This is a genomic window from Nostoc sp., assembly GCF_036919575.1.
In the GTDB taxonomy this organism is placed as follows: domain Bacteria; phylum Cyanobacteriota; class Cyanobacteriia; order Cyanobacteriales; family Nostocaceae; genus Nostoc.
Genome location: NZ_JBALBY010000001.1, coordinates 46,320 through 72,502, shown reverse-complemented (window position 1 = coordinate 72,502; position 26,183 = coordinate 46,320). Strand labels below are relative to the sequence as shown.

Genomic DNA, 26,183 nt, shown 5'->3' with positions numbered 1-26,183 from the left:
GATGCCCACCCCACATGATTGGGTAATTTATTTGTTCTCAGTCCCTTGGTTAAATAATTAACGGTTCAAGTTCACGATTATGCCATTGGCGTTGATACCATTCGGCAACCAACGGACGGACAATAAATTTAGGCTGTCGATCGCCTTTAACATCAATACGTAAACCTGAATAAGGTCGTCGTTTCTGAAAACCTTGACCGTTGCGACCAATGAAGAGATGCGATCGCGCCACTAATCTATTCTCTTCGATCAAATCTGCTCCCTCAATCCTCTGGCGTCGCAAACTAAACCCGCTACCGCCACAAACAATCCAGTGGATATGCGAATCAGCGTGTCCGGTATCCATTGTTTCCAGGTGTTCTAAGCAGTGCGCGTGACCGTTTAAGACCAAATCGACCAAAGGACGCCCCTGAGTTAGAGAACCTATTTCTTTAGCTACTGCATCGAACACACCACGGAGGCGATCGCGAATGATCAGAGTTTGGGCTTGTTGCCACTTTGTCGCTTCCGTTACATAGGGAGGATGATGGAAATAAATCACCCTTCCTCGAACTTCAGAATTATTCCAAGATTCAATTAATCTTTGCTTAAGCCACTCCAGTTGTTCAATATCAGTCAGCAGTGTTTTATTAGTGGCTAGTTGCTTATCAATATCAACAATAATTTCTTCAATTTGTGATAGCTTGGCGTGGAAGTCGTCTAATTGATCGGCTTCGCTGGGGTTTTCGGGACGAAGCTTGGCTGAGGTTTCAATAATTTCCAGCTTTTCTTGCTCTAAATCTTCACGACGTTTTTCTAAGATTTTGCGATCGGCATCACCTTCTTTTGTTTTAGGTAGCGGTGGTGGATCGTTAAATGTATTAGAATCCAAGGCAAAGAAATCAATCCCGCCATAGCGAAAAGTGTAGTAGCGATTGGGAAGACGGGTGAAATGCCCAGGTTGATATGAAAGACAACGACCTGTATCTGTCTTGGCTGTGTAGTATTTATCTAAATGATCATTTAACTCTCCGGGAAGCTGAAACGCCTTCAGATAGTCCAGAAATGCCCGTGCGTAGGCATCACCAGTTCCCGAACCATGTAAGCCCACATCTAAATCTAACCGCGATCGCAACAGGCGACGAATGGGTAATGTTGTTAAAGATGCCAAGCTCAATAAAATCGGCAAGTTATAGTAATCGTGATTTCCCGGTACTGGTAAAATGGGCAGCTTAAAAATCATCTGGTCAAAGGCAATCTGTTTGGGATGTTCTCCGCCCAAGATGAACTCTCGGTAAGGCTCGATGAAGTTCTGCTGGTAGTATTCACTCGACCCCACTAAATAGATCACATCCCCCGTGTGTAGCATAAAACGGCATTCATTGTGATGAGGCAGCATGAGTTCAGCCACCTGTCGTTGGGGATTGTGACCCCGGTGCCTCCCTGAACCACTATCACCGACAACTAAAAATGAGAACTCAGAATTGTCTGTTTGACCATCCTCCAACACCAGCCGAGTTTGGTCGATGTCCCGTTCCACAATTAACGGATCTTGCCACCGGACTCGCTGATTCATTTTACGAATTTTGTTAGCGATCGCTGGATCAGATACAAGTTTCAATACAAGCTACTCCTGAATCTTCAATTAAAAGACAGCAAGGTTACAGCAAGTCTTTCCCCTCTGCCCCATGCCCCATGCCCCATGCCCCATCCCCTCATTCTGTGTCTTTCATCTCAATAGTCAAATTAGGAAGTCCCTCTAGTTTTTCCGTAGGCTCAACTTCTTCTACTAATGGCACAAAAATTCTCAAACCTGCTGGTACACACTTAATTTCTATTGGTGTTGTGCCTACTATTTCACCATCTAGAACAACCTTTTGCGGTGGGTTAGCCGTAATTTTAAATTGTTTGGCTCGCAGAAAGCCAATATCATCTCGTTCTACGGCGTTACCTGTAGAAGCCGTTTGAAATAGATGAAATGTCGCTGCGATCGCTCCTGCCTTATTAGCTGGAGCTACAATCGTCAAATCTAGTAACCCATCATCATAAATCAGACCTGCTGGCCCCTGAGCTAAAACCGAAGTGGGAGGCGCGGCATTTGCGACTGTTACTGCACAGGCACTAGTTTTAATTATTTTGTCTTCAGTTTCAATTTCAACATCAAAAATTTTTAAGTTTCTGAGTTGCTGGATTCCTGCCAAAACGTAGGCCATCATCCCAAAGCGATTTTTTGCATCCCGGTCTGCCAATTCTACAGTTTCAGCTTCAAAGCCAATACCTGCTAAGAGTACCATTGGGCGATCGTTGCAATAGGCTACGTCTACATGGCGGGTTCCTCCTTGTAAAATTGTCTGACATGCAGCTGCGATCGTGTCAGGAATTCCTAAAGCTGTGGCAAAAGCGTTTGCTGTTCCTCTAGAAATGATCCCAAATGGAATCTCAGTACCCACTACAGCCGCCGCCGCCGCCGAGAGAGTGCCATCTCCCCCCGAAGCAATGATTGCATCTACCCCCCTCGCTACGGCTGCATAGGCTAGTTGGTCAGCGTCGATTTCTTCAGTTGTCAGATAAATATCTAGGTCAATATCTGGCTCTAATATTCCCCGAATTTGTGCCAGTTCTAGGTCTGGATCACCCTGACCAGCAACTGGATTGAAAATGAGGCAGGCGGAACGATTCATAAAATATAAAAGCTAAACTTAGATCACTAAAATACCAAATTATTTATAGCATTCTTGTGAAATTTCGACTTTCTTCTGGCGACTGGTTTACCTTTTGCCAGAAGCATAAAAGTCTTCTGCGTCGGAACATCCCAATGCTGACGCATATTTTGGTATCTTTTGTCCATACTTAAACAATAAAAATTTTGCCATGCGTCAATTATTACTAGTTTTGGCAAGTATGCTAACTCTCAGCAGTTTAGATACCCCCACCATAACAATAGCAGGCACAACGTCTGATTTAGGCGAGATGCGCTTAGTTCAAAAGCTCAACTGCAATAATTCTCAAACTCAAGGAGCAATTAATGAATGCACGAAGTTATCTTATCAGAATGCAGATAAAAAACTGAATCGAGTTTATCAACAATTGCTATCTACCTTAGAAAGCTCTAGCAAACAGAAATTGATTGCTGCACAGGTAACATGGATTAAGTTTCGAGATACAAATTGTGAGTTTGAAAGAAGCAGATATGAGGGAGGAAGTATTACTCCTACCATTTATTTTGGTTGTCTGGAAAATACTACAAAACTGCGTACCCAACAATTACAGGAATATCTCAAATCCGACCCTTAAAATAATTCGTATCCTTCTCTTCCTTCTCTTCCTTTGCGTCCTTTGCGTCCTTTGCGGTTCGTTAAAAAAATTGACTTAGACAGAGAGTTAAGCCTTAACCCAAGCGTATTGTTCTATAACCTAGAAGCAAGGAAAGGGAAAGTGATTCAAAATTCTCCCCTTCCCTTTCTTAACCAATTCCGTGGGTTTAAGTCCCCAGATGCTACGCACAGTCGCTATCACAAAACTGTACTTCCGACTTCCGACTTCCGACTTCCGACTTGTTTAATAGCTACTTTCTTTCTGGATGCGCTGCATCCTCTGGTGAAGGAGTACCCATCTGGTTAATTATGGCAATCATCTGATACAAGCGCCCCAAGTCGCGTTGATTGAAGTACAAAGTGAGGCGGGGTAGTCCAAGAGTTTCATCTTGTGCTTCTTGAGGTAATGCCTGACTTTTTTCAATCCGTCCTTGAATAATAATCTTGCTGAAATCAACATTGAGTTGCTCTACCAGAGCCTCTGATATATCTGTCTTCAGGCGGATGACTAATTTATCGCCTACATATCTACAGGAGTGATAAACCTGGTAAAAACGGGTGATAGCGTCGCAAGCCACATCCAAGTTGTCTGTCACCGTGTAAAGGCTGGGGTCTTCAGGACTGACAAGACCATTTTGCACGAGTTGCTTATCAATATATTCGCTCCAAGAGCGCCAGTAATCACCACCAGGGCGATCGATTAAAACTAGAGGTACTGGGCCAAATTTACCGTTTTGGGTTAATGTCATACATTCAAAAGCTTCATCTTGAGTGCCAAAGCCTCCCGGAAACAAGGCTACAGCATCACTTTCTTTGAGGAGAAACAACTTGCGGGTAAAGAAATATTTGAAGTGAATTAGCTTGGGATCACCCTCTATAAAAGGGTTTGCTTGCTGTTCAAAGGGTAACTGAATGTTTAATCCAAAAGAATTTTCTCGCCCAGCACCTTCGTGACCCGCCTGCATGATTCCACCGCCGCCGCCGGTCATCACCATAAATCCTAATTCAGAAACAGCGCGAGCAAACTCAAGCGCCATTTGGTATTCTGGTGTATCTGTAGCTAGACGAGCAGAACCGAAGATGGTGACTTTGCGAACGTGTCGGTAATCATAAAAAAGCTGAAAACCGCGCTCCATATCTGCTAATGCAGCCGACAAGATTTTCCAATCGAGACGCTCAATTTCGGTATCAGCTAGACGAACAATAGTAGCAAGTGCTTGTTGAATAAATTGCCGATTTTTTAATGTCGGTAAACGAGCGATCAATTCAGCGATATCCGCCTGTAAAGACTCTAATGTGTCAAACGACGCAGATGAGGTCATGAGAACTGCTGCAACAATGGCATTATATTTTACGTGAACGACTCACACTCTAGCAAGCAGGATATAGCCCTCTGATGTAGAGTTAGCATTCTCAGAACTGTTCAGTGTCAACTTACAGCACTTTGCAAGTAAATGAAGTACACCCTTCCATTGCTTGGGGCTACGGTAAATTACCCCCCTTAATCCCCCCGATATATTGGGGGGAAACAGCAAATCTAGTTCCCTCCCCTTTATAAGGGGAGGGTTAGGGTGGGGTACTTTTGTACCTCACCAACTCGCAATCTGCTGTAAGTCTTGGGGAATAGAATTTGCTGAGGGGTTAACAGACAGACAAGCGGTATGCAGTCAGGAGTCGGATTGATTGGAAATACCATTGAGACTAGAAATCAGTGATAGCGGTTTTGATTACTCAGTATTAAAGTCTCATACAATTCGCTACTACACAAAGCTTAGTCCACGGAGGTGGACTAAGAGAAAATCAACGGTTTTTAACGCACAGAGGCGGTCACTGAGCTTGTCGAAGTGTGGGTTTTGTATTTCGACTCCGCTCAATACAAGTCTGTATAGCCGCGATTTACAATCGCCAGGGCTAGTATTAATTGAGACTCCTCAACTTATTTTCGAGCGCGAACAAAGAATTTTGTAGTATCTTCCCAAATACCTTGATCAGTTGCTAGTTTCTCAATTTCTGCTTTGTATTCAACTTGCAACTGATTTAATTGTTCTGGTGATAATGTTGACAATAGAGGATTACCTTTAAAATTTATATTAATTGCTGTGTCAGATAATCTGTTATCCCTAAGAGGGCGATAACGTCCTGATGGCTCAATCTTAATTTCAATATCTCTAAAACCCGCCTGATTAAGCAAATTACGACATTTTTCTGGAGTTCCAAGTGGTTCAAGGATATATGGTAGCGATACGCCGAAAACTTTAGCGCAGATCCTCTGCTGAAGAGATGCCATATAAGCTGTTTCTGGAGGACAGGTAAATGCCACAAACCCTCCAGTTTTCAAGATGCGATACCACTTTTGCAAAATAGCAAGGATATCAGGAAAAAGTACAATTGCCTCACAGCAAAAGACAACATCAAAACTACTATCACTAAAGTGGAAATATTCTGCATCTGCCTCAATTAACTCGATGTTTTGTAATTTTGCTGCTGCAATCTTAAGTCTTGCTTGATCCAACATTCCAGGGGTCATATCAATCCCAATCACATAGCCCTCTGAACCAACTTTTTCAGCTGCGGGTATCGCTACTAAACCTGTTCCAGTCGCCACGTCAAGAATTTTCTGTCCCGAATGTAGCGTTACAAATTCAAGTAGAATCTTGGCTTCTAGAGGATGGCGAGTACCTTCCTCATGGTCATAAGTAGTTCTACTACCATAAAATTCTCTTAGTTGCTGCTTATAACTATCCCGATCAGTCATAACCAAATGTCAAATTTTCTACACTTTATAATAACTCTTGTTGTGATGTTGAGTTGCTCGCTGCTGAATCCAACCCTGACAGCACAAGCCGCGACTTCTGCGATGTCTACGACGGGCTACGCCTACGCTGTTTACGAACAACGGATAATCCACAGTCCAGATGGTATCGGCAAATATTATATGGGGCGAGAAATTGCCAAAGTTATGGGATATACGGGCGCTGGCTGGCTAGAACGTCCCAGCCGAGAGGGAGAGGAACAGCCAAGTAAAATAGTCAACGCCCTGAATCTGAAACCTAAGGATGTAGTGGCGGATATTGGCGCTGGTACAGGTTATTTAAGCTTTCGCATCGCGCCGCTATTAACAGCAGGTAAGGTGTTGGCTGTAGATGTTCAGCCAGAAATGTTAGAAATTATTGAGTTGTTCAAAAAAGAGAAAAATATTACCAATGTTAAGCCTGTTTTAGCAACCCTTACTAACCCCAACTTACCATCTGAAAGTATCGATTTGGCGTTGATGGTCGATGCTTATCATGAACTTGAGTATCCCCAAGAAGTGATGCAAGGAATTGTGAAAGGACTTAAACCAGGTGGTAGGGTCGTGCTAGTTGAGTATCGGGGTGAAAATCCCTTTATTATGATTAAACGTCTGCACAAAATGACTCAAAAGCAAGTCCGTAAAGAAATGCAAGCTGTTGGTTTGGTTTGGCGTGAAACTAAAAACTTGTTACCTCGACAGCATTTAATGGTGTTTCAGAAACCTGATTCTAGCGATTTATTAACAAAATGAGGCTTGGGTGGTTAATCTGTGGAAAAAGAATTAAATAACATACAATTTATGTCCCTGGCTTACCTCACCCTCAATCCCTCTCCTTATAAAGGAGAGGGAAGCTAGATACAGGATGAAGTTTTACATTTTATTTAATGCACGTTCCTAAGCCATAATAAAGTAAGACTCTTTGCCAGAGGAGAAAATCATGGTCAACCTATCACTCAAGCAGCGAATTCCTCCTTTAGAGAATGGCGATCGCCTCACTCGCTACGAATTTGAACGACGCTATCAAGCAATGCCCCGTCATCAAAAAGCTGAATTAATTGAAGGCGTTGTATACTTGGCATCCCCGTTACGCTTTGAAAGTCATGCTGAACCACATGGTCATCTAATAGGTTGGTTGTGGACTTACAAATTGCCACCCCTGGTGTAAGATTGGGAATTGAGCCAACAGTCCGCTTAGATCGAGACAATGAACCGCAACCAGATGGAGTGCTATTAATAACGCCAACATCTCAAGGACAATCTCGTTTGAGCGATGATGATTACATCGAAGGTGCGCCAGAACTGGTAATAGAGATAGCAGCTAGTAGTGTTGCTATTGATTTACATGACAAGAAAAAAGTCTATGGTCGTAATGGGGTAAAAGAATACATTATTTGGCAAATATTTGAAAACAAATTAGATTGGTTTCGCCTGGAACAAGGAGAATATGTGTCTTTAGAAGTGGACGCAAGTGGAATTATCAAAAGTGAAGTATTTCATGGTTTGTGGTTGTCAATGTTAGATTTACTTGCTGGCAATATGCAGCAAGTATTGGCTGTGTTGCAGTTGGGATTAAATTCACCAGAACATCAAATATTTGTGCAGCAGTTGTCTAGTCAGAATTCAGGAGTCAGAATTCAGGAGTCAGAATTCAGGAGTCAGAATAGTTAAAGAATCAGGAAAACATTTGATGAATATTTGGGCATCAGTCTATTTTTTTGGGAATGAGACTGGCGCTTTTGGTTGCACTATCCCAAACAATCCAGCTAAGAGAATTATCTAAATCATCGGGGCTATTTGAAACTTTGAAATATAGCTTTTCTGCACCTTTCCTTTCAATGGCAAAGTCGGCATTTTGAGCATAAACGACTATAAAACCTTTGTCTCGCAAACAATACATTGCCCAAGCTTTCAATGATTGCTTGTATGGTTCGTGGGGAATTGATGGTTTTACGATCGCATCTTCGATTACTTGAAATATTTGCATGAGTTTCCCGCTCATAGTAGATTAACTAGCCTCTGGATCGCAACGAATTTCAATCATAAAGCCATCTGGATCGTAAAAATACACCCCTCTACCAGTAGGACGAGTGACTGGGCCGTATGCGATCGCTATTTTATTTTCTCTGATCACTGTCACCGCGCGATCGAATAACTGCGGATCGATATCAAAGGCGAGATGGTACGCTCTAGTGAAAGTCTTTTCCGGGTCTGGATTTGGTGGTGATAATTCTGGTTCCCCAAATAAATCCAAAATTGTCCCGTCCGGGGTGATGAAGTTGGCTACTTTCCCAGATGCGACAAGTTCCAGCAGAGTTGCGGGTACTTCGTCGCCGGTGAGTTCATGCAAACCCAGGATTGTTCCATAAAAGTAGCGGGAAGCTTGCATATCCTGGACGTTGAGGGCAATATGATGCACTTTACGCAGATTTCCGGGCGCAAGGACACTGTTTACAGATTGGGTGCTAGATAGCATAGTAAAACAAAATTTCCCTACAGAGATAGAAGCTCAAGTTCTTTCTTAAAGTTTATTATGAATAATAAACACTTCCCATGCCATTTGATTATTCTTTAGACTTTAAAAATATCGATTTTCGACAACATCCTGAACTCTATCGTGTTGGCAAGGGTGAGCAGGGTGTACTTTTGGTAGAACCATACAAATCAGAAATTCTTCCCTATTGGCGGTTCAAAACTCCTGAGATTGCTAGAGAGTCAAGTGAGAAAATTTACGAGATGTTTCTTGTTTATCTAGAACAAGATGATTTTGTCGGCGCGGATATGGCACGGAAGTTTATCCAAATGGGTTATACTCGCTCTCGCCGCTATGCTAATCATAAAAGCGGCAGGAAATATAAACGAAATTCGGAAACTTCAAGCTCTAAAAAAGAGATTCTTCCCTACGAAGTAGACCCAGTTAAAGCGGAATCAGCAGCAATATTTAAAGCCAAGTGGGTACAAGCAAAGACAAATGAGAAATATCAAGAGCTTTTAGCCAAGTATAAACAGATATATGAGCTAGAGTAAGACACTATTAACTTTCAACTGAGCGACTTTCGGAGGGTGCGTTATGCGGATGAACCTCTGAGCTTCGTGAATGAACCTCTGAGCTTCGTGAATAAACCTCTGAGCTTCGTGAATGAACCTCTGAGCTTTGTGAATGAACCTCTGAGCTTCGTGAATGAACCTCTGAGCTTTGTGAATGAACCTTGGGAACTCATTGCAGAAACTCATGACATTGTGACTAATTAATTAAGAGTAACGCGATCGCATCTCCCCTTCACCAAGCCGACAAAAATCATTCTGTGCAACAATAGCTGTAGCTTAGTCGGAGTAAAAACTATGGACTGGCAACAGTACATTCAGACCCAAAAATTCTGCTGGGTAAACCGACTGTGAAAGGAACTCGTTTATCTGTAGAGTTCTTATTAGGTTTGTTTGCTGCGGGATGGACAGAACAACAAGTGCTAGAAAACTATCCTACTCTTACTTTAGAAGCACTAAGAGCGGTGTTCGCTTTTACGGCAGAGTGTATGCGTGAAGAATCTTTGTACACCCTACCGCTTTTGTCTGAGGCGGGATGATGCGGTTTCTAGCAAATGAAATTTTTCCTCTGATGACCGTTAGATATTTGCGCTCTGCTGGTTACGATGTAGCCTATGGAAGTGAAGACGCACCAGGTGCAGAAGATTCTAAACTTACAGCTATTTTCAGGTAAATAGACCACGCGGTAGGGGCACAGCATTGCTGTGCCCCTACAACAGATGTGGTTCAAATACATGATTTCTGCTTTAATTACGAATTACGAATTACGAATTACGAATTATTTAATATCCTTGCATCTGGCCTGATCCCGCCATCTAAACTTGACTAGCATCAAACAACCACCCATCCCCGACTATCTCCTCTAGGCGTTGATTGAGTCGGGGGAGGAAATATTCTGGATCGTTCAGCCGTTGCTGAGTAAACCAAGTATTAAACTTTTCTTCTGTTTCAATTCCTTGGGTATCCGCCGCCCCTGATATCATCTCGAAACTACGCTCTTGGAGTTCTTCTAACTGCGGCTCACCTTCACCTCGGTAGTTGCAAATGAATATTGCCGTTGCTCCTAGCAAAGCTTCTAATTCATCACCTTGAGGCACTTTATTATATAAAACATTGATTAACTCAATAGTATCTGCTAAGGGAGCTTGAATCTTCAGTGTCAGCCAGATTGCTTGAGCTAGGTAAACCAAACTGTTGCTTTCATCTGCTACACCTAAGTTACTCAGAACTGTCACCAAATTAATGTATGCAGGTATTTGGGCCAATGCGTCAGCAGCTTGCAAATTGTAATCTAACTGCCTAGCTTTATCTCCAGTTTCACCCGCCCAGTAAGACTGATTTACTAGCGTCGCGGCTTTCTCTAGATCATCGTTGATATCGTCTTCGATTTGCAAAGATTCTTCATAGAAAGCGATCGCTTCTAGTATGTCCCCTTGTTCGGCTTTTAACCCTGCTATTTCGTGTAGCGTTGAGGCTTTCCCTAAGACATCGTTGATATCTTCTTCAATTTGCAAACACTGTTTATAAAAAGCGATCGCACCTACTATATCTCCTTGTTGGACTTTTAACCCTGCCATTTCGTGTAGCGTCGCGGCTTGTTCTTGCAACTTCTCTTCAGGGCAAAGGTCTAAAGCTTGCTGAAAATGGACAACAGCCTCTTGCAAAAAACCCAAAACCTCTTCGACACGGGCAATGGTTCCCAAGATGCGGTAGTCTGGAAAAACTGCCAAGATTTGCTCACATAAATCAAAAGCTTCCACAAAGCGGGAATTGTTCACCCAACTGCTTGCAATCCTATCCCCAACACTCACAGCAATTTCTTGCTCTCTTGCCAGCAGTCCCAAACGGACAATTTCCAGTCCTTCTGCTTCTGTACGTTGGTTAGAGTCCTGCCACCAAACTTGATAGACTTTCCTCGCCGCTTGTTGTTGGGTTGCTTGCCACTCTGACTCACTCAACACTGATTCTAGCAATGGTTCTAAAATTGTCGTCACTCGGTAATTAGCAGGCTGGGTAGGGTTAGCGGTGGCAGACTCGACTAGGCCAAGGCTGAGGGGAGCATCCCAAATGTGCAAAATGCCCTCCCTCAAGCACACGCTACGCGAACAGTCTGGAAGTTTGGTGGGGCGAAAACAAAGTCTGCCTAGCTTTTTCCTGACGGAAACGCGGCTCTTAGCTCGCTTTTCCAAAGGGGTATGGCTTCTGCGAAGCAATACGGAGACTAGGATTAGTCCGCGCACAGATAAGTCTGAGGGACGGGAACCGACGTGAGCGTAGTCCAACGCAGGCATCAGAACTTCTCCGATGGTGTCCGCGCCAGGGACGGAGCGGACTTGGTTTGTGTAGTGGCGAATTCTATTCGCCAGGTATTTGTGCAAAATTGGGATACTTGCAAGGCTGACAAGCTTGGGTAAGTCTGGCCTAACTCCCCCCTCTCCTACAAGGAATGGGGCAGATTGTAGCCCCTCTTTTTGTCGGAGGACGGTTGGGGAGAGGTTCTGCATGAACACACTAATTATCTCCTCTGTCACAGGCAGATGAAACACACTCAACTGGGCGAGAAACTTTTGTTCATCCGGTTGCAAGGCATCCAGCAGAGTTTGTGCCAAAATATTTTCACGAAACTTCGGCTCAGTCTTCTCCAGCCGATTCAGTAGTTCATCGGTCGCCAGTGCTGGTTGCCCAATCACCTGCAACAGCCATTTCAGCAAACCAGGGTTGCCATTGGCAATGTTAATAATCCTCTGAGTTTTTAACGGTTGCCTAACTTCTTTATCTAAGGAAAAGCAGATTTTATCAATATTATTGCTGCTCATCTCTGCCAAAGATTCCCAGTGCAGGCGGTGGGGTGGCAAGGTGTCTAACTTCAAATAGCGACAGGTGACAATCAGCCGACTTGCTGCCCCGGTTTCTACCAATGCGGCACAAATCGAAGAGAAAGTTTCGTAAGCTTCCGCCGTCATTCGCAATGAGCCATCTTGAATATTCGGGTTGGGGATGTTTTGCTCAAAGTCATCCAGCACCAGCAGCAAGGGTTGGTTGTGGATTTTTTCAATTGCTTTAAAAAAGTTTTGCAACCGCCCTTTGAGAGTCACCTTTGGTTCGTTCAAAAGTGCGGGTATATCTGCAAACTGCTCATACTTATGGGAAAGTTGATTCAGCAAACCCCACTCATCCAGAAGGCCAATCAACACGACTCGCGCAAAATTAGGACGCTGCGCCTGCACTCTGGTACATAACTGCGCCGCCAAGCTACTTTTACCTAGTCCGTCCATCCCGGCAATAAACACACCGATTTGGTTGCTGTTTTCCCGCAATGCCACCAGACACCGTTGCAAATGTCGCCTGCGTCCGACAAATTCTAACCGACTGGCAACTTTGATTTGATTATTCTCATCCAGAAATTCTGGTTCTGGCGCTCTGAACTTCAGCCTTTCACGATTTCTTGTTTTCAGTGGTGTCACCAGTTCTGCGATCGCGTGCCTATCCCGATAAATCCGCAACAGATGCCAGTCGGTGCATTCCTGGTCAATCATCTCCTGCTGCGCCGCTTTGATTGCTGCTTCAACAGTTGCCCCCGTCGCCAAAGCTCCATAGAGTGCCTGTGCCGCGACAATACCCGTGCGGGGAAACACTGGACGCGCCCAGCCTAAAACTATACCTGCCCCTGCCTTCACCAATGCCTGCGTGATCGCGGGTATTGTACCCTTGTTAGAAACCTGTCCCGGATGACAACCAGAGAGAAAAGTTACACGGGGCCAGCGATCGCCAAAAGCTCTACTTAAGTCATTGACGGTAGCAAGTTGCAAATTCCCCACCTCATCCTCAGCGATCAAGCAAGGAGTATTGTCTGGTAAGAGAGTACCTCGTGGCAGCAAATAGCCGTAATCTTTTTTGGTATAAATTATCGCGTGTCCGGTGAGGTGAAAGACATCAAAATAATCGTCTGGGTAGGATTGCACCAAATTAACTAACTCTGCAACTGAGCCAGTTTCCTCGATAATCAACGCCAAAGGCTGCTCCTTCGTTGCTTGCAAAATGTTCGCTTCTTCCTGCTCAAACCCTAGTGGTGGAACTTTAGGATCTTCAGGTGAAGTCGCCATGAACAGCAACCGTAATGGGCGATTTTGCACACCAATCACTTGAGGTTGACGCTGCTTTCCAGAACGCACTGGCAAGACTGAAATATCCCGACGTTCGATTAAAAACCCTGCACCATCATGTAGTAATTCCCAAGGCAAATGTGCCAATCCCAATGCTACTCTTTCTGTTTCTGGGTTCAACCCCTGTGCTTCGCTGGCTTGAATCAAATCCAGATAAATTGTTTGCTCATCTGCTTCATTTAGCGACCTTCTCAGCCATCCCTCATTACCATCCAGCCATTGATAAAGTTGTCGTCCCAACTGGGTGAGGTCGGGTAAGGCTACTGTTTGTTGAGTATAGTAATTTTGCTCACACAAATCAATCAGCGCTGCCAACTCTGCTTTATTCAAGTGACGTGAAACATCGTTAAAGCGCAGTTCAAAAGTTTCCTGTTGACTGAGGGCGAAGGTGAGGTTTAGAGGCATAGCCTATAGGGGTAGTTTCGACAATAACCTTGACCGTATTATCACTCAATTATTAAAAGCTTACACTGTTGCGAAAGGCTTACCCTATTCCTAAAGGCTTAGTTATTATCGCCGATATTCGTCGCCACAATCACCGATTAGCTGATATAAGTCCCGTGATTGCCGAGATACTGCATTGATGCGATCGCGATCGTCAGCATCTAAACTAAAACTAAATACTTTGGCATTATCTTCTATATGTTCAGATACACCAAGCCTTGCACCAACTATCACACCTCCCACAGTTGCCTGATCTAAGATGTAACGCACTGCCACGTTAGAAATACTTACTCCATGCTTATTAGCAATTTCCTTCAGGATCGCCAGCAACTCTTGAAATAATTGCCAACCACCCCAACCATCGATCATATTTTTATATTTTTTCAAACTAGCTGTAACTAGATCAAATCCTCGCGGTTCCGGTTTCCCCAAATAGTTTTCTGATAACAAACCGCCGCATAGTGTCCCGTAAGTAAAAAGTTTTATCTCATGCTGTTGACAAAACTTCACCATATTCACTTCGGGACGGCGGTCAACAAGGGAAAATTGCACTTGGTTAGAAACAATTTTGATGCCTGCTTCGGTAATAATCTTCAAGTGTTCCGTGTCAAAATTAGTTAAACCTAGATGCTTAATTTTGCCCTCAGTCTGAAGTTCTGCCAGATATTTCAGCGCATCCAGGTAATTTTTATCCTGATATTCCCACCAATGGAATTGGATTAAATCTAACGATTGCACATTCATTCTTCTCAGGGAAATATCAATATTTTCCTCGACGAGTTTTTTCGTCATTTTACCTGGACGAGGCACCCATTTTGTAAAAGCTTGCACCTGAGATAAAGCATCTTTGCCACGAGTATCAATTAGTTCGCAGCGAAACTCGCCAATAAAATCTTCTGCAGGGCCATAATGGTCTGCTAAATCCCAAGTGGTAAAGCCTGCATCTAAATATTTGAACATACTCTCAATGGCGGCTTGGGGATTTATCTGTCCGTGTGCGCCGGAGACTTGCCACATCCCATTTAAAATGCGGCAGATGTTTAAATCGGGAGTGAATTGGAGACGGCTAGCTGCGGGTAAGTTCATTTTCAAGTTTAGGAGTTGGGAGTGGGGAGTGGGGAGTGGGGAGAGACGCGATTAATCGCGTCTGTACAGGAGTTAGGAGAGTAGTTTTTCACTCAACCTCTTCCGATTTTGACATACTAGTTGCAGGCAGAAGTGTCCGAACCAATACTACAGGGATTCAAAGTCAGTTGTAAATCCAGCAAAATTTGCACAATCTTCTTGAAAAGCTTCTGCATCGCTAACATCCTCAATTTTATAGGACATGATGCGGATACCATCTGGCATTTTTTTGGAACCAATCAATTCACCTTGATATTTCTCTGCGATCGCTTTAAATTCAGTACCATAAAGCTTCCAGGCATCGCCTGAACAAGTAATATTTACTCGCCACATATTTCACTCCCAATGACTACCACTAAATCTTGATCATCTCATAAAACAGAAGTCAGAATACAGAATTCAGAATTCAGAATACACTACTCATAAAGGGATAGAGTTTTAAGGCGAGAATATTTTAATTTTTTTCGCCCACCAGTGGCGAGGTTTTAAGCAATATTCATCACCCACTCGTACAGAATCCATACTGAATTCTGACTCCTGAGTTCTGAATTATTCTCATAAATGGGCAACATATTACACATCACCTCTTTGGGGCTATAATTTTCTATCTAAAGGAAGTGCCTAGCCCAATTAGACTACGCCATAATGTGGGTATAGGAACGCGTCTAGAAAATTTTATCCCAATTAGTTAAATCCCCAGAGTTAAAAATGCCTAACAATATCAAAGAACAAATTCAAGCAGACCTGCAACAAGCGAAAGAAACCGGACAATTAAGAACTGATCGGATTCGAGAAATTGTGAAATCGGCAGTTTCTCAAGTAGCTTCTGAGTTTAAACAAGGCTCTGGTGAACTTCGTAGCCTTGTTAGAGATGCTGTTTCTGCTGTAATTGAAAACTTCCAAGAAAAAGGTGGCGAACTCAAAGATGAAGTGACAGCTTCTATTGAAGGAGCGCTGGAAGGAATTAATAGTCAAAGACACGAAAACATTGCTAAAACTCAGATAGATATCAAGCGACTACAAGCTCAACTAGATGGTGAAGAAGAACAACTCCAACAAGAAGTTGATGTGATTTTGGCAGAGATTGAAGAGACGGGTAAGGAAAAATCTGCTAGTACCAAAACTGCAATTGATTCTGCTGTCAATGCTATTAAAGATAGTGAAGAAGTCGGATTGTTAAAGAAACGTTACGCGCAACTGCAAGCGCAGCTAGCGATTGTCCGAGCTAACTTAGCTGCACGCTATGGCGGACGTACTCTGGAGGTTCAAGATTATCTAGACGAGGCTAAACACTGGTATGATAAGGCTCGTCCCCAAGCAGAGGCTGTAGCTGCACAGGTAGGAGAGAAGCGATCGCAACTAGAAGATCAATTAGGTGAAGCTGGCACATCTCTAGCAAGAAAAGAGCGCCAAATCAAACAAACGTTGAGACAGTTACTCTTAACGGCGGCTGACTTGTTCAAAGATAAGCAACCTGCTGATAAAGAGCGTGAGACTATTCATAAATAGACTGTTTTGGTATTTAATTGATTTAGAAAAGTAGGGTGGGCAATTTCCACCCTATTTTGTTGGATAATAAAAATTTAATTACAGCAGTTTTCATTTAATTGAACCACATTTGTTGTAGGGTAACAGTATTGCTCATTGGTGTCAAATTAAGCCTTGGCGAATAGAATTCGCGGCTACACAAACAAAGTCCACCTTCGTGGACTAATGCAAAATCAAGGGTTCTTAACCCACGTTCGCCCTTGGCGTTCCGTAGGAAAGGTGGGTTTTGTCTGTGTAGACGCGGTTTCTAACCGCCCTTTAGTCTAGAAGCAGCTTTTAGAGATTGTCTCGTTCCCAGTCGGAGACTGGGAATGCATTCCGAGACTTGCGGCAGAGCCGCTATGAGGTGCATTTCCAGCCTCTGGCTGGAAACGAGGTTTGAAAATGGTTTTGCCTTAAGTTGACACCAATGAGCTTTTTCTGTGTCCCTACCAAATCCTTGTATTCCCACAGTAATTATAAAAATCATAAATGGGTAATGGTTGCACACAATTACCATTACCCATTACCAGTAATTAATCTTACGTATTAGTAAATACGTCCTCCTTCATTAACTTGTTCTTCATGCTTGGCAATAACCCAAATTGCATGAATACTACCGGGTAGCCAACCTAGAAATGTCAGCAAAATGTTAATGAACAAGGTGGGGCCAACTCCAACTGTCAGGAAAACGCCTAAAGGAGGCAATAACAAACCTAGAAGAAAACGAACTATTTTCATGATGTTACAACTTTGTGATTTTGTTTAATTTGAAGATGCCGAATGAGGAAATCCACCTTCGGATATTTTATTTGGAGTAGAGACGTGATTAAGATGAGTATTTCTACTCCCTCTAATACTTATCTTGAAGGTAATTCACCTTGGCTTTTTGCATTACTACTGCTGGTTAAAAGGTTTCTTTCAACAAAGTAGTTGTTAATGAAGGTGTTAGCAAAAGACAGAATTACTGGACCTAGAAGAAAGCCAATAATTCCGTGAACTGAGAACCCAGGAATTAGCGCTGATGCTAACCAGAAACAAAAACCGTTGACGATCAGCGAAAATCCTCCAAATGTCACAAAGTTAAGTGGTAGAGAAAGAGTAGACAGAACTGGTTTAAATGAACCGTTAATTAGACCAATTCCTAACCCGGCAATCAAAGCTGCGGGAAAATTAGCAATATTAACGCCTGGAACAATTAAATCAACAATCAACAGGCTCAAAGCTGTAGCTAGCGCGGTTAATAATGGTGTCAACATTGTTTTTACCTAATAAGATATTTTTTGTTTGAGACTTCTTATCTCATCTTTAACTATCTGCTAGGTTTTAACCTCTCTTGCAAGATAGAATTTAGTTCTACCATTAGGTCTATCATTGAGAAAACTATAGCGGTTATAATATAGATGCAATGTTTTTAAGGTTGCGTTATGGCACTTCTCTGTTGAGTCCAATATAGACCTAACCCCCAACCCCTTCCCTACTAGCGTTGGGGAGTAAAATTCAAAGCCTCTCTCCTTTCAATACGGTTCGGATAAGGTTTTTTGATGACACACCCTAGATCGCAAAGACGCGATAAATCGCCGTCTTTACAATAATCAGTCCGTTGTAGAGACGGCGATTTATCGCGTCTCTTGCCTTAACCGAACCGTATTGTCTCTCCTAAAAGGAGAGAGGTCAAGGTATATTGCATACAAACGAAAAGTGCCATAAACGAATTTAAGATTAATTTAATCTCACAGTCCAACAATCACTCCGATTTTCCAGACTCAGGCTGATAGTAAAGGGCTGATTTATACAAGACTTGTTCTTGATGGGTTTCTAAAGTGCAATCAGACAAAGGGTAAGTTACACAAGTAACAATATAACCTGCTTGTATTTCACTTGGACGCAGAAATTTTTGCTCACTTTGATCAACTTCACCGCTAATGAGTTTGGCGATACAAGCTGAACATTCGCCTTGTTTGCACCCAGATGGTAGGCGGATACCAGCTTCTTCTGCCATATCCAGAATATATTGATCATCTGGTACTTGAATGGTGCGATCTAACCCAAGTGTAAGATTGATGAATCGAACTTGATAAACTACCATCTGCTGTTTATAATTATTGTTTAACTGCTTTCATCGACAAACTAATCCGCTTGAGTTTCTCGTTGATTTCTAACACTTGCACTTTAACTACTTGTCCGACTTTGACAACTTTGTTGGGATCGTCTACAAATCTATCAGCAAGTTGGGATATATGCACTAAACCATCTTGATGTACGCCGATATCAACGAAGGCGCCGAAGTTGGCGACATTCGTCACGATTCCTTCTAGTTCCATTCCCACCTTTAAGTCCCTGATTTCCTTAATTCCTTCTCTGAAGGTGGCATACTTAAACTCAGCACGAGGATCTCTACCTGGTTTTTCTAGTTCGCTGAGGATGTCGCGTAGTGTGGGTTCGCCAACGTTATCGGTAACATATTTCTTCAGGTTGGTCTTTTTGAGTTTTTCGGCAATTTGCGTCACCTGATTTAATGGCACATTTAGATCAGATGCGATCGCTTCTACTACAGAATAACTCTCTGGATGCACTGCTGTATTATCTAATGGGTTGTCACCGCCGCGAATCCGCAGAAAACCTGCTGCTTGTTCAAAGGCTTTCGGCCCCAGCTTCGCAACTTTCAAGAGTTGTCGGCGATTTTTAAAGGCTCCATGCTGGTTGCGATAGGCGACAATGTTATTGGCAACTGTTGCCGTAATTCCAGAGACGGAAGTCAGAAGTTCTTTGGAAGCGGTATTTAAATCTACGCCGACGTAGTTCACGCAGCTTTCTATGGTGTCATCCAATTTCTTTTTCAACAGCTTCTGATCGACATCGTGTTGATATTGTCCCACACCAATGGATTTGGGATCAATTTTCACCAGTTCCGCTAAGGGGTCTTGCAAACGGCGACCGATGCTAATCGCACCGCGCACAGTAATATCTAAATCGGGAAACTCTTCCAACGCCACAGTACTCGCAGAATATATAGATGCGCCAGACTCATTTACCATCACCTTAACTGGTTTGCGTTCTATGGTTTCTAAAACTTGCGTCACAAATTCCTCTGTCTCGCGGGACGCTGTACCGTTACCGATGGCGATTAACTCAATTTTGTACTTTTCAATCAGATTTTTGACAGTTTGCGCTGCTTTGAGTCGTTGTTCAGCCGCTTGATGGGGAAATACCGCTTGGTATTCCAAAAATTTTCCAGTTTGGTCGAGGACTGCAACTTTACATCCAGTTCTAAATCCAGGGTCTATCGCCAGCGTTGGTTTCATCCCGGCTGGTGCAGACAGCAGCAACTCTCGCAGATTAGTTTCAAATGTCTTAATTGATTCTATGTCTGCATAAACTTTCTTCTCAGAAATTACTTCTCCCATGAGAGAGACTTTCATCAAACGGTTGAATGCATCCTTCAACATCGCCTGATAAAAATCCCGAATTGTGCGGACTTTGCTTTTAATTTCTTTCGACTCAAGATAGTAAAGTATTGTATCCTCATCAAAAGCAATTTCAAAGCTTAATATTTTTTCAGTTTCACCCCGACACAACGCCAACATATTATGGGGTGCAATATTTTTTACCCTAATTTGATAGTTACGGTACATCTCAAACTTGGTTGTACCTTCGGGATAATCATCTTTGATGCGGGACACAAATACCCCTTCTTCTAAAAGATAGTCGCGGATATATGCGCGGAACTCAGCTTTTTCAGCTACTTCTTCCGCTAAAATATCAGCAGCACCTTTGAGCGCTTCTTCTGCTGTTTTTACTCCCTTAGTTTCCGAAATATACTTAGCCGCCTCTTCTTCTAAGGAAGCCGTTGCAGCATTTTTGACATTTAGCGACTTGATGAACTCCGCCAGTGCTTCGAGTCCTTTTTCTCTGGCGATGGTGGCGCGGGTGCGTCGCTTTGGTCGATAGGGTAAGTATAAATCCTCAAGTTCGGTTTTTTGTAAGCAGGATGAGATTTTGGCTTTGAGTTCATCTGTAAGTTTACCTTGTTGAGCGATCGCACTTAAAATCACCGATTTTCGTTCTTCCAGTTCTGTTAAATAAGTATATCGATCAGCCAGTTCACGTAGTTGCACTTCATTCATCTCATCAGTGCGCTCTTTGCGGTAACGTGCAATAAAGGGAATTGTTGCACCCTCCGCCAAAAGTTCCAGCGCGTTTTGCACCTGATGGGGTTTGAGGTTTATTTCAGTTGCCAGTAATTGAGGAATGTTCAGCATTGGGTGTCTAAAATGAAAAAATTAAAATGCTACTTCTAAAGGTAATATGCTAGATCCTGATCTTGGCGCAAGGCCAAAGTTTTAAGCCAATTTACCAGATGATTGCTCACAAGAGTGCAATTGGCGAAATAGACAAAACCTACCTACGCAAGTTTTAACCCCTTTCAATCCGCGTAGGCGAATGAGAATTTGTATAGCATAGCGCAGCTAAACTGAGTCAGGAGAGCAACACAACGAGCATCACGGAATAAATTGTGTGTTTATATACACTATATACTACGTGTAGCATCTCGTATCCCTACTCTTAAAGCAAGCTTACGCGCAGCATCAATCACAGAAGAAGGAGTTATTCGCCAAGCTTTTCGGTGCTTCATCTGTCGCAATAATTATTCCAATTGGGGTAATATACAACGTTGCGTAATCTTGACTTTCTATAATATTTATTTCGATCGACTGTTGTGGCTAAAACCTGATTGAATGTAAAATTAAGCTTAATTCCAAAAAGTTTGTTTGATAAACACTACGACCTTTAGTTCAGAGGTGAGTAAAATGCCTTTGTTTTTCTTGATACCACTATGCACTGCTTTAGCCACTGGCTACTTATTTAAAAAGAGTCATGATGAAATTGCATATCTTGCAGGTGTATTTGCAGCTGTTAGCTTGATTTTAAGCTTAGTATTAGCACCCTGGCAGATTCAGTTTGGATTGTTAATCATTGTCTTCATCATTACCAACAAACTTTTGCAGCAAAATGAGTTAAAACAAACTGAAGCCAGAAGAAAACAATCTAGAGAAATTAAATAATACCAACTACCACTAAATAATTTTTTCTCAACTTTAAACTCCTGGGAATTTTCAGACACCTAACCCAGGAATGCCTTTAAACACGGAAGTTGGTAATTTTTTATGGGGAATTATTCTGTATGAGTATAGTTTTGGCCATTTAATTATACTTACCAATTGATAATTGACAATTGACAATTGACAGCGAAAAACGCGGTCTTGGTGTCAAACCAAGAGGAGCGATTTTTCAACACAATTGGTTCATTCAAGGTTTAAAGCCTCCCCTTAAAAAGGGGAAAAAGATAAAACTTTTCCATTTTCTCTCTTCATCTCTCTTCAATCAAGAGTGCCTTTTAGGGAGAGGTAACTGTCAATTGTACATTGTTCATTGTCCATTGTTGAAAATCTTCAAATAAACTTTGATGAGAGAATTTATAAATAGGGTTTTCCGACTTACTTAGTGTCTTAATTAACTCTCAACCAAGTCTTGTCTGAGATTTCTAAATTTGAAAATTTTCGTGGATAAATAAAAAACGATTCAGACTTTCGGTTGCATTTATAACTTGCCTGTGCTGTAAATCATGTATTTTTGTAGTACAGTCTGCCACTACTTCCACTGTTGTTCAAATTTCAATTCTGCTTTCTCAAACTCTTAGCTTTGCACTTCTAGAGTCTGAGACTAAATCGCTACTTTTGCAAGTTTCTTAGCCAGAAAGGACTTCAGGGAACATCCCAATTTTGCCAAAATAAAATTTGTAGTGGGAGCATCTTGCTCCCTAATGTCCAGGAAGCGGGCTTCTAGCCCGCACTACAAAAAATAAATTTACACATTTGGGATGCTCCCGGACTTCATCAACCTACAAATCCTTAAAAATGAAGATTCATCTAGAGGAAAGTTTAGATTTGATGAAGTTTCTGTTTAAGTATATTGCCGATAAATGAATTTTTGATGAAGTGCGGCGATAAATTTGCAACATGCTTTTCTCATGGTATTCTAATAAGTAATTACATGTAACAATAAATTTAAAGTAAACCTGTAGTTAAAATTTCATGTAATTAAGAACAAGTTAAGCCAATCTAATACTAAGTAATGTAAAAACATCTCAAATCAGATGCAATGAACATTAACTGCGAGTTGATCAGCCAACGCTAGTTTACATTAGCCGTTAGTGCGATCAAAAATTCAATTTTGACATTCAGTAAAATTCTCCAGAAACCTGTAAAGCGCATTCCTTTAGACTGATTTATCTATGGTTTCCGCAGCCAAGCAGACTTCTGTAATTTATTGTGTTCAAATTTACCAAAACATTACGTATACATACTCAATTTGAGTACAAATTTTTATGAATCGGCTTAGTTCCCAGCCGAGGTTACAGAGTGTGTGAACCTAGAGAAATTCTATGGTGTCAGAGCAAATTTGTAGCAACACCCTCAACCTTGACTATATCTATATCCTTTATAACCTAGATATTGCGATCGCGCCAAAATGTATTCTTGAAGCATAACTGGCTGACACGGAAGATTTCAACAGTCATTTTGATATCAGTCACTTCATAGCTATTTATTGAAGTGGAAGTCGAATTGCACAGAAGGTATTACCGACATCCGAAACGTTCAAAACAACGGGCTGTTTACTGTCAGGTTCATACCTACTATCTCGATTGAGGTAAATGTACTATGAAATCTATTTCGCAAATTTCCAAATTGAAAATAATTCCTTATATCATCCTGTTTGTCAGTATTTTATTTAGTATTTCTGGGCAATTGCTGATGAAGCATACCATGAGTAATCCAAATGAGGGATTATTTACTTGGGTATTTATTCAACAATTAACATTAGCTGTGAGTGTTTATTGCTTGGGAGTAGGAAATTGGATATTGGCTCTGCGTTCAGTTAAATTGAGTATTGCTTATCCACTCACTAGTTTAAATTATGTTGGCATACTTTTCGGTTCATACTACTTTTTTAATGAGGTGATTACACTAACCCGAATAGCAGGAGTTATCACTATTTTTCTGGGTGTTATTTTAGTGGTTATTCCCATGAAAAAATCTATATAAATTTCCTCTAGTAAATTCCACAAAAAGTATTGACAAATGAACATCATTACTTGGCTACTTTTAATGCTTGTAGTTTTATTCGGAACAACAGCTAACTTGTCACTAAAATATGGACTTTACATTTCTAGCCCTACTAAGGGAGAAAGCGCATCTATCAAAAATCTATTATTATCTCCTTATTTTTTGATTTGGTTTATCTGTTATACATTTATGACTATATTGTGGCTTTATGTATTGCGGACAATTCCTCTGAGTCAAGCATTTCCAGTTCTCGGATTAATGTATGCACTTATCCCAATTGCTTCTCACTATCTTTTAAAAGAGGAAGTTATTTTTAGCCAATGGTTAGGAATTTCCATTATTATAACTGGCGTAATTCTGGTTGTACATTAACAGCTTAACAGGCAATTAATCAGGTTATTAATATTAAATCTCAAAAGCATCCCTACAAAAATCTAAATTTATGAATATAGGCATCATTGGCGGAGGCATAACTGGGCTAGTGTTAGCCCAACGTCTTTCACATCAAGGACATATAGTAACTGTATTCGATAGCAACAAGCAGCTTGGTGGACTTACCACCTATCATGATTATGGGTTATTTACCTGGGATCGATTTTATCATGTTATCCTACCTTCTGATACTCACTTAATAAATTTTATCAGAGATATTGGTCTTGGAGATAAACTGCGTTGGCATCGAAGTTTAACAGGTTTCTACGACAATCAAAAATTTTATTCTATTAGTAATACTATAGAATTTCTGCGCTTTCCTCTGTTTGGACTTATAGGTAAAATCAGATTAGCTTTTACTCTTCTGTATGGTTCACGCCTTAATAACTGGCGGCGCTTAGAGAAGATTTTAGTTGAAGATTGGCTATTGAAACTCGGTGGTAAAAACACATACGAAAAGCTCTGGAAACCCTTACTTTTATCCAAATTAGGAGAGAACTATAAGCGAATATCAGCAGTTTTTATCTGGGCTTATATCAAACGACTATTTTCAGCGCGGGATTCTTCATTAAATAAAGAACAACTTGGTTATGTCTCAGGAAGTTACAAAACTGTTTTTGACCACATAGAAAAATTAATTTACGCGGCTGGAGGTCATATTCGCACAGGAGTGACGGTGGAATATATTGCACCTCATCCAGGGGGTGGAATTTGGGTAGAATCTCAAGGGAAAAAGGAACATTTTGATAAAGTCATTTTTACTGGCCCAGTTAATATTTTGCAAAAGGTTGTTGCTGATGAACTGGTGAAAGTTTCAGACAGTGGTGAAACAGTAGAATACCTGGGTGTAATCTGCATGTTACTGATTACTCGTAAGGCTCTAGTTCCTTATTACGTAGTAAATATTGCCGATAGAAATATTCCCTTTACCGGAGTTATCGGTATGAGTAACTTAGTTTCTTTGCAAGAAACAGCAGGATATCACATGACATTCCTACCAAAATATATACTTTCCACTGACCCGTTGTTAAAACAGCCAGATGATGAATTGCGCCAAGTATTTTTCCAGGGTATACGTTTGATGTTCCCAGAACTCAAAGCAGATGATATTGTGGCAGCACACATTAATCGAGCTATTAAAGTACAGCCACTACAAGTTTTAGATTATTCAAGTCTGGTTCCAAAAGTGAGTAGTGAAAACGATGATTTTTTCGTCGTCAATACCTCACAGTTGGTTAATGATAGCGTCAACAACAACGCAGTTGTGCGACAAGTCGATGAATTTCTGAAAAAATCAACATTACTGAATTCTTGAAACTTAAGTAATGATATTTTATTTGCAAAATCACAGGAGGTCTTTATGAGTCTTTATGTTCTTTTACCCGCATACAATGAGCAAGAATCAATTCGCCCTTTGTTCAAAAGGTTTCAGACATTGCAGGAAATCTCTAATATGGAGATAGAACTGATTCTTGTTGATGATGGTAGTAGTGATGCAACTGCTCAGACTGCTTTAGAAGAATCTCAATCACTGGGTATATTACTAAAATTAGTCCAACATCCCAAAAATGCTGGTTTAGGTCAAGCAATTAAAACAGGTTTCACGACTTTCTTAGAAATTTCCCAAGAAGGCGATTTTTTAGCTGCGATGGATTGCGACAACACTCAACCACCAGAACTGTTAATCAAGATGTATGACACCATGATAGCTGGTAGCTATGATATTGCGATCGCATCTAGATATCGAAAAGGCTCTAAAGTCATAGGCTTATCAAAATTTAGAGAGCTGATGAGTTACGGAGCCAGTTGGCTTTTCAGAATTGCAGCCCGTGTATCAGGTGTAAAAGACTATACTTGTGGTTACAGGCTATATAACCGTACTTTCGTTACTAAACTGGATATGTATTATGGCGACAGTTTATTTACTGAAAGTGGATTTGCTTGTATGATAGATTTACTGCTGAAAGCCAAAGTACTCAAACCAAAAATCGTAGAAATCCCAATGGTTTTGAGATATGACCAAAAGCCAACTGCCAGCAAAATGAAAGTTATTAAAACTATTACTCGAATACTAAAGCTCTTGTTTAAGAATCTATTATCGACGGGACAAACTTCCAATTTAGGTGAGACTTTCAATGAGCAATAAATAGCAATAATTCCCTTGAAAATGGCAAATCGTAAATAAACCTGAGAAGGAATGTTTGCTCATTCTCTGGGTCTAAAACATTATATCCAG

Annotated in this window: 24 protein-coding genes and 1 pseudogene; 11 read left to right on the top strand and 14 right to left on the bottom strand. The window is 41.5% G+C overall.

Annotated elements, in window-relative coordinates; translation table 11 throughout:
* Nucleotides 1–49 precede the first annotated feature (49 nt).
* Together V7K27_RS00370 and V7K27_RS00365 are read right to left on the bottom strand one after the other, a co-directional pair.
* Nucleotides 50–1,600, bottom strand: a complete 1,551-nt coding sequence (locus V7K27_RS00370) for a metallophosphoesterase family protein (protein WP_334943226.1) — start codon at nt 1,598–1,600, stop codon at nt 50–52.
* 94 nt (nt 1,601–1,694) lie between these two features.
* A complete protein-coding gene (locus V7K27_RS00365) occupies nt 1,695–2,660 on the bottom strand; it encodes a YegS/Rv2252/BmrU family lipid kinase (RefSeq protein WP_334943224.1) in 966 nt (321 codons plus the stop codon).
* 190 nt (nt 2,661–2,850) lie between these two features.
* On the opposite strand from V7K27_RS00365, the gene V7K27_RS00360 reads away from it, so the two are divergent.
* Entirely contained in the window at nt 2,851–3,273 is a 423-nt protein-coding gene (locus V7K27_RS00360) for a lysozyme inhibitor LprI family protein (protein WP_334943222.1), read from the top strand.
* Between the two features lie 271 nt (nt 3,274–3,544).
* Here the strand turns inward: V7K27_RS00360 and V7K27_RS00355 are convergent, their stop codons facing one another.
* On the bottom strand, nt 3,545–4,615 hold the full coding sequence (locus V7K27_RS00355; protein ID WP_334943220.1) for an LOG family protein: 1,071 nt from the start codon (nt 4,613–4,615) through the stop codon (nt 3,545–3,547).
* 614 nt (nt 4,616–5,229) lie between these two features.
* Nucleotides 5,230–6,048, bottom strand: a complete 819-nt coding sequence (locus tag V7K27_RS00350) for a class I SAM-dependent methyltransferase (RefSeq protein ID WP_334943218.1) — start codon at nt 6,046–6,048, stop codon at nt 5,230–5,232.
* A 45-nt stretch (nt 6,049–6,093) separates the two neighbouring features.
* Here V7K27_RS00350 and V7K27_RS00345 point away from each other — a divergent pair, with 45 nt between their 5' ends.
* Both V7K27_RS00345 and V7K27_RS00340 read left to right on the top strand, forming a co-directional pair.
* On the top strand, nt 6,094–6,837 hold the full coding sequence (locus V7K27_RS00345; RefSeq protein WP_442947571.1) for a class I SAM-dependent methyltransferase: 744 nt from the start codon (nt 6,094–6,096) through the stop codon (nt 6,835–6,837).
* 187 nt (nt 6,838–7,024) lie between these two features.
* A pseudogene (locus V7K27_RS00340) lies at nt 7,025–7,755 on the top strand (Uma2 family endonuclease).
* A 34-nt stretch (nt 7,756–7,789) separates the two neighbouring features.
* Here V7K27_RS00340 and V7K27_RS00335 read toward each other — a convergent pair.
* Nucleotides 7,790–8,071, bottom strand: coding sequence for a hypothetical protein (locus tag V7K27_RS00335; protein WP_334943214.1), 282 nt, complete (start codon nt 8,069–8,071; stop codon nt 7,790–7,792).
* 21 nt (nt 8,072–8,092) lie between these two features.
* The gene (locus tag V7K27_RS00330) at nt 8,093–8,560 is read right to left on the bottom strand and encodes a VOC family protein (RefSeq protein WP_334943212.1); all 468 of its coding nucleotides are present in this window, start codon (nt 8,558–8,560) and stop codon (nt 8,093–8,095) included.
* A 77-nt stretch (nt 8,561–8,637) separates the two neighbouring features.
* On the opposite strand from V7K27_RS00330, the gene V7K27_RS00325 reads away from it, so the two are divergent.
* Nucleotides 8,638–9,111: a DUF4385 domain-containing protein gene (locus tag V7K27_RS00325; RefSeq protein ID WP_334943210.1), complete on the top strand. Its 474-nt coding sequence runs from the start codon at nt 8,638–8,640 to the stop codon at nt 9,109–9,111.
* 320 nt (nt 9,112–9,431) lie between these two features.
* Entirely contained in the window at nt 9,432–9,668 is a 237-nt protein-coding gene (locus V7K27_RS00320) for a DUF433 domain-containing protein (RefSeq protein ID WP_442947573.1), read from the top strand.
* 276 nt (nt 9,669–9,944) lie between these two features.
* Here V7K27_RS00320 and V7K27_RS00315 read toward each other — a convergent pair whose 3' ends face one another.
* From V7K27_RS00315 to V7K27_RS00305, 3 genes are all read right to left on the bottom strand, one after another.
* The gene (locus V7K27_RS00315) at nt 9,945–13,697 is read right to left on the bottom strand and encodes a CHAT domain-containing protein (RefSeq protein WP_334943206.1); all 3,753 of its coding nucleotides are present in this window, start codon (nt 13,695–13,697) and stop codon (nt 9,945–9,947) included.
* Nucleotides 13,698–13,802: 105 nt separating this feature from the next.
* Complete coding sequence (locus V7K27_RS00310; protein ID WP_334943204.1) at nt 13,803–14,822, bottom strand: aldo/keto reductase; 1,020 nt, start codon at nt 14,820–14,822, stop codon at nt 13,803–13,805.
* A 147-nt stretch (nt 14,823–14,969) separates the two neighbouring features.
* On the bottom strand, nt 14,970–15,194 hold the full coding sequence (locus V7K27_RS00305; RefSeq protein ID WP_334943202.1) for a hypothetical protein: 225 nt from the start codon (nt 15,192–15,194) through the stop codon (nt 14,970–14,972).
* Nucleotides 15,195–15,569: 375 nt separating this feature from the next.
* Between V7K27_RS00305 and V7K27_RS00300 the strand changes: the two genes are divergently transcribed.
* A complete protein-coding gene (locus V7K27_RS00300) occupies nt 15,570–16,370 on the top strand; it encodes a histidine kinase (RefSeq protein WP_334943201.1) in 801 nt (266 codons plus the stop codon).
* A gap of 286 nt (nt 16,371–16,656) precedes the next feature.
* Here the strand turns inward: V7K27_RS00300 and V7K27_RS00295 are convergent, their stop codons facing one another.
* The 5 genes from V7K27_RS00295 to V7K27_RS00275 all read right to left on the bottom strand — a co-directional run bounded on the left by V7K27_RS00295 (nt 16,657) and on the right by V7K27_RS00275 (nt 20,650).
* The gene (locus V7K27_RS00295; RefSeq protein ID WP_334943199.1) at nt 16,657–16,878 is read right to left on the bottom strand and encodes a hypothetical protein; all 222 of its coding nucleotides are present in this window, start codon (nt 16,876–16,878) and stop codon (nt 16,657–16,659) included.
* A gap of 59 nt (nt 16,879–16,937) precedes the next feature.
* Nucleotides 16,938–17,129, bottom strand: coding sequence for a YqaE/Pmp3 family membrane protein (locus V7K27_RS00290; protein ID WP_334943197.1), 192 nt, complete (start codon nt 17,127–17,129; stop codon nt 16,938–16,940).
* A gap of 119 nt (nt 17,130–17,248) precedes the next feature.
* Nucleotides 17,249–17,647 (bottom strand): phage holin family protein, encoded by a 399-nt coding sequence (locus V7K27_RS00285; RefSeq protein ID WP_334943195.1) that lies wholly within the window; start codon nt 17,645–17,647, stop codon nt 17,249–17,251.
* A gap of 488 nt (nt 17,648–18,135) precedes the next feature.
* On the bottom strand, nt 18,136–18,477 hold the full coding sequence (locus V7K27_RS00280) for a 2Fe-2S iron-sulfur cluster-binding protein (protein WP_334943193.1): 342 nt from the start codon (nt 18,475–18,477) through the stop codon (nt 18,136–18,138).
* 13 nt (nt 18,478–18,490) lie between these two features.
* On the bottom strand, nt 18,491–20,650 hold the full coding sequence (locus tag V7K27_RS00275) for a Tex family protein (RefSeq protein ID WP_334943191.1): 2,160 nt from the start codon (nt 20,648–20,650) through the stop codon (nt 18,491–18,493).
* Between the two features lie 549 nt (nt 20,651–21,199).
* Between V7K27_RS00275 and V7K27_RS00270 the strand changes: the two genes are divergently transcribed.
* The 5 genes from V7K27_RS00270 (at nt 21,200) to V7K27_RS00250 (ending at nt 26,093) form a co-directional block, all read left to right on the top strand.
* Nucleotides 21,200–21,454 carry a hypothetical protein gene (locus V7K27_RS00270; RefSeq protein ID WP_334943189.1) on the top strand — a complete coding sequence of 85 codons (255 nt, stop codon included), beginning with the start codon at nt 21,200–21,202 and terminating at the stop codon, nt 21,452–21,454.
* Nucleotides 21,455–23,110: 1,656 nt separating this feature from the next.
* The gene (locus V7K27_RS00265) at nt 23,111–23,494 is read left to right on the top strand and encodes an EamA family transporter (RefSeq protein ID WP_334943187.1); all 384 of its coding nucleotides are present in this window, start codon (nt 23,111–23,113) and stop codon (nt 23,492–23,494) included.
* A 36-nt stretch (nt 23,495–23,530) separates the two neighbouring features.
* Complete coding sequence (locus V7K27_RS00260) at nt 23,531–23,887, top strand: EamA family transporter (protein ID WP_334943185.1); 357 nt, start codon at nt 23,531–23,533, stop codon at nt 23,885–23,887.
* A gap of 70 nt (nt 23,888–23,957) precedes the next feature.
* Nucleotides 23,958–25,262 (top strand): NAD(P)/FAD-dependent oxidoreductase, encoded by a 1,305-nt coding sequence (locus V7K27_RS00255; protein WP_334943183.1) that lies wholly within the window; start codon nt 23,958–23,960, stop codon nt 25,260–25,262.
* Between the two features lie 45 nt (nt 25,263–25,307).
* Nucleotides 25,308–26,093 carry a glycosyltransferase family 2 protein gene (locus V7K27_RS00250; protein ID WP_334943181.1) on the top strand — a complete coding sequence of 262 codons (786 nt, stop codon included), beginning with the start codon at nt 25,308–25,310 and terminating at the stop codon, nt 26,091–26,093.
* Nucleotides 26,094–26,183: the final 90 nt, after the last annotated feature.

Excerpts from the sequence above, each read along its gene's own strand:
- V7K27_RS00265 (WP_334943187.1), top strand. The coding sequence starts at position 23,111 with ATGAAATCTATTTCGCAAATTTCCAAATTGAAAATAATTCCTTATATC.
- V7K27_RS00270 (WP_334943189.1), top strand. The coding sequence starts at position 21,200 with ATGCCTTTGTTTTTCTTGATACCACTATGCACTGCTTTAGCCACTGGC.
- V7K27_RS00355 (WP_334943220.1), bottom strand. The coding sequence starts at position 4,615 with ATGACCTCATCTGCGTCGTTTGACACATTAGAGTCTTTACAGGCGGAT.
- V7K27_RS00275 (WP_334943191.1), bottom strand. The coding sequence starts at position 20,650 with ATGCTGAACATTCCTCAATTACTGGCAACTGAAATAAACCTCAAACCC.
- V7K27_RS00345 (WP_442947571.1), top strand. The coding sequence starts at position 6,094 with ATGTTGAGTTGCTCGCTGCTGAATCCAACCCTGACAGCACAAGCCGCG.
- V7K27_RS00260 (WP_334943185.1), top strand. The coding sequence starts at position 23,531 with ATGAACATCATTACTTGGCTACTTTTAATGCTTGTAGTTTTATTCGGA.
- V7K27_RS00335 (WP_334943214.1), bottom strand. The coding sequence starts at position 8,071 with ATGCAAATATTTCAAGTAATCGAAGATGCGATCGTAAAACCATCAATT.
- V7K27_RS00285 (WP_334943195.1), bottom strand. The coding sequence starts at position 17,647 with ATGTTGACACCATTATTAACCGCGCTAGCTACAGCTTTGAGCCTGTTG.
- V7K27_RS00290 (WP_334943197.1), bottom strand. The coding sequence starts at position 17,129 with ATGAAAATAGTTCGTTTTCTTCTAGGTTTGTTATTGCCTCCTTTAGGC.
- V7K27_RS00250 (WP_334943181.1), top strand. The coding sequence starts at position 25,308 with ATGAGTCTTTATGTTCTTTTACCCGCATACAATGAGCAAGAATCAATT.
- V7K27_RS00330 (WP_334943212.1), bottom strand. The coding sequence starts at position 8,560 with ATGCTATCTAGCACCCAATCTGTAAACAGTGTCCTTGCGCCCGGAAAT.
- V7K27_RS00255 (WP_334943183.1), top strand. The coding sequence starts at position 23,958 with ATGAATATAGGCATCATTGGCGGAGGCATAACTGGGCTAGTGTTAGCC.
- V7K27_RS00325 (WP_334943210.1), top strand. The coding sequence starts at position 8,638 with ATGCCATTTGATTATTCTTTAGACTTTAAAAATATCGATTTTCGACAA.
- V7K27_RS00360 (WP_334943222.1), top strand. The coding sequence starts at position 2,851 with ATGCGTCAATTATTACTAGTTTTGGCAAGTATGCTAACTCTCAGCAGT.
- V7K27_RS00305 (WP_334943202.1), bottom strand. The coding sequence starts at position 15,194 with ATGTGGCGAGTAAATATTACTTGTTCAGGCGATGCCTGGAAGCTTTAT.
- V7K27_RS00280 (WP_334943193.1), bottom strand. The coding sequence starts at position 18,477 with ATGGTAGTTTATCAAGTTCGATTCATCAATCTTACACTTGGGTTAGAT.
- V7K27_RS00350 (WP_334943218.1), bottom strand. The coding sequence starts at position 6,048 with ATGACTGATCGGGATAGTTATAAGCAGCAACTAAGAGAATTTTATGGT.
- V7K27_RS00310 (WP_334943204.1), bottom strand. The coding sequence starts at position 14,822 with ATGAACTTACCCGCAGCTAGCCGTCTCCAATTCACTCCCGATTTAAAC.
- V7K27_RS00315 (WP_334943206.1), bottom strand. The coding sequence starts at position 13,697 with ATGCCTCTAAACCTCACCTTCGCCCTCAGTCAACAGGAAACTTTTGAA.
- V7K27_RS00365 (WP_334943224.1), bottom strand. The coding sequence starts at position 2,660 with ATGAATCGTTCCGCCTGCCTCATTTTCAATCCAGTTGCTGGTCAGGGT.
- V7K27_RS00295 (WP_334943199.1), bottom strand. The coding sequence starts at position 16,878 with ATGATTTTTATAATTACTGTGGGAATACAAGGATTTGGTAGGGACACA.
- V7K27_RS00300 (WP_334943201.1), top strand. The coding sequence starts at position 15,570 with ATGCCTAACAATATCAAAGAACAAATTCAAGCAGACCTGCAACAAGCG.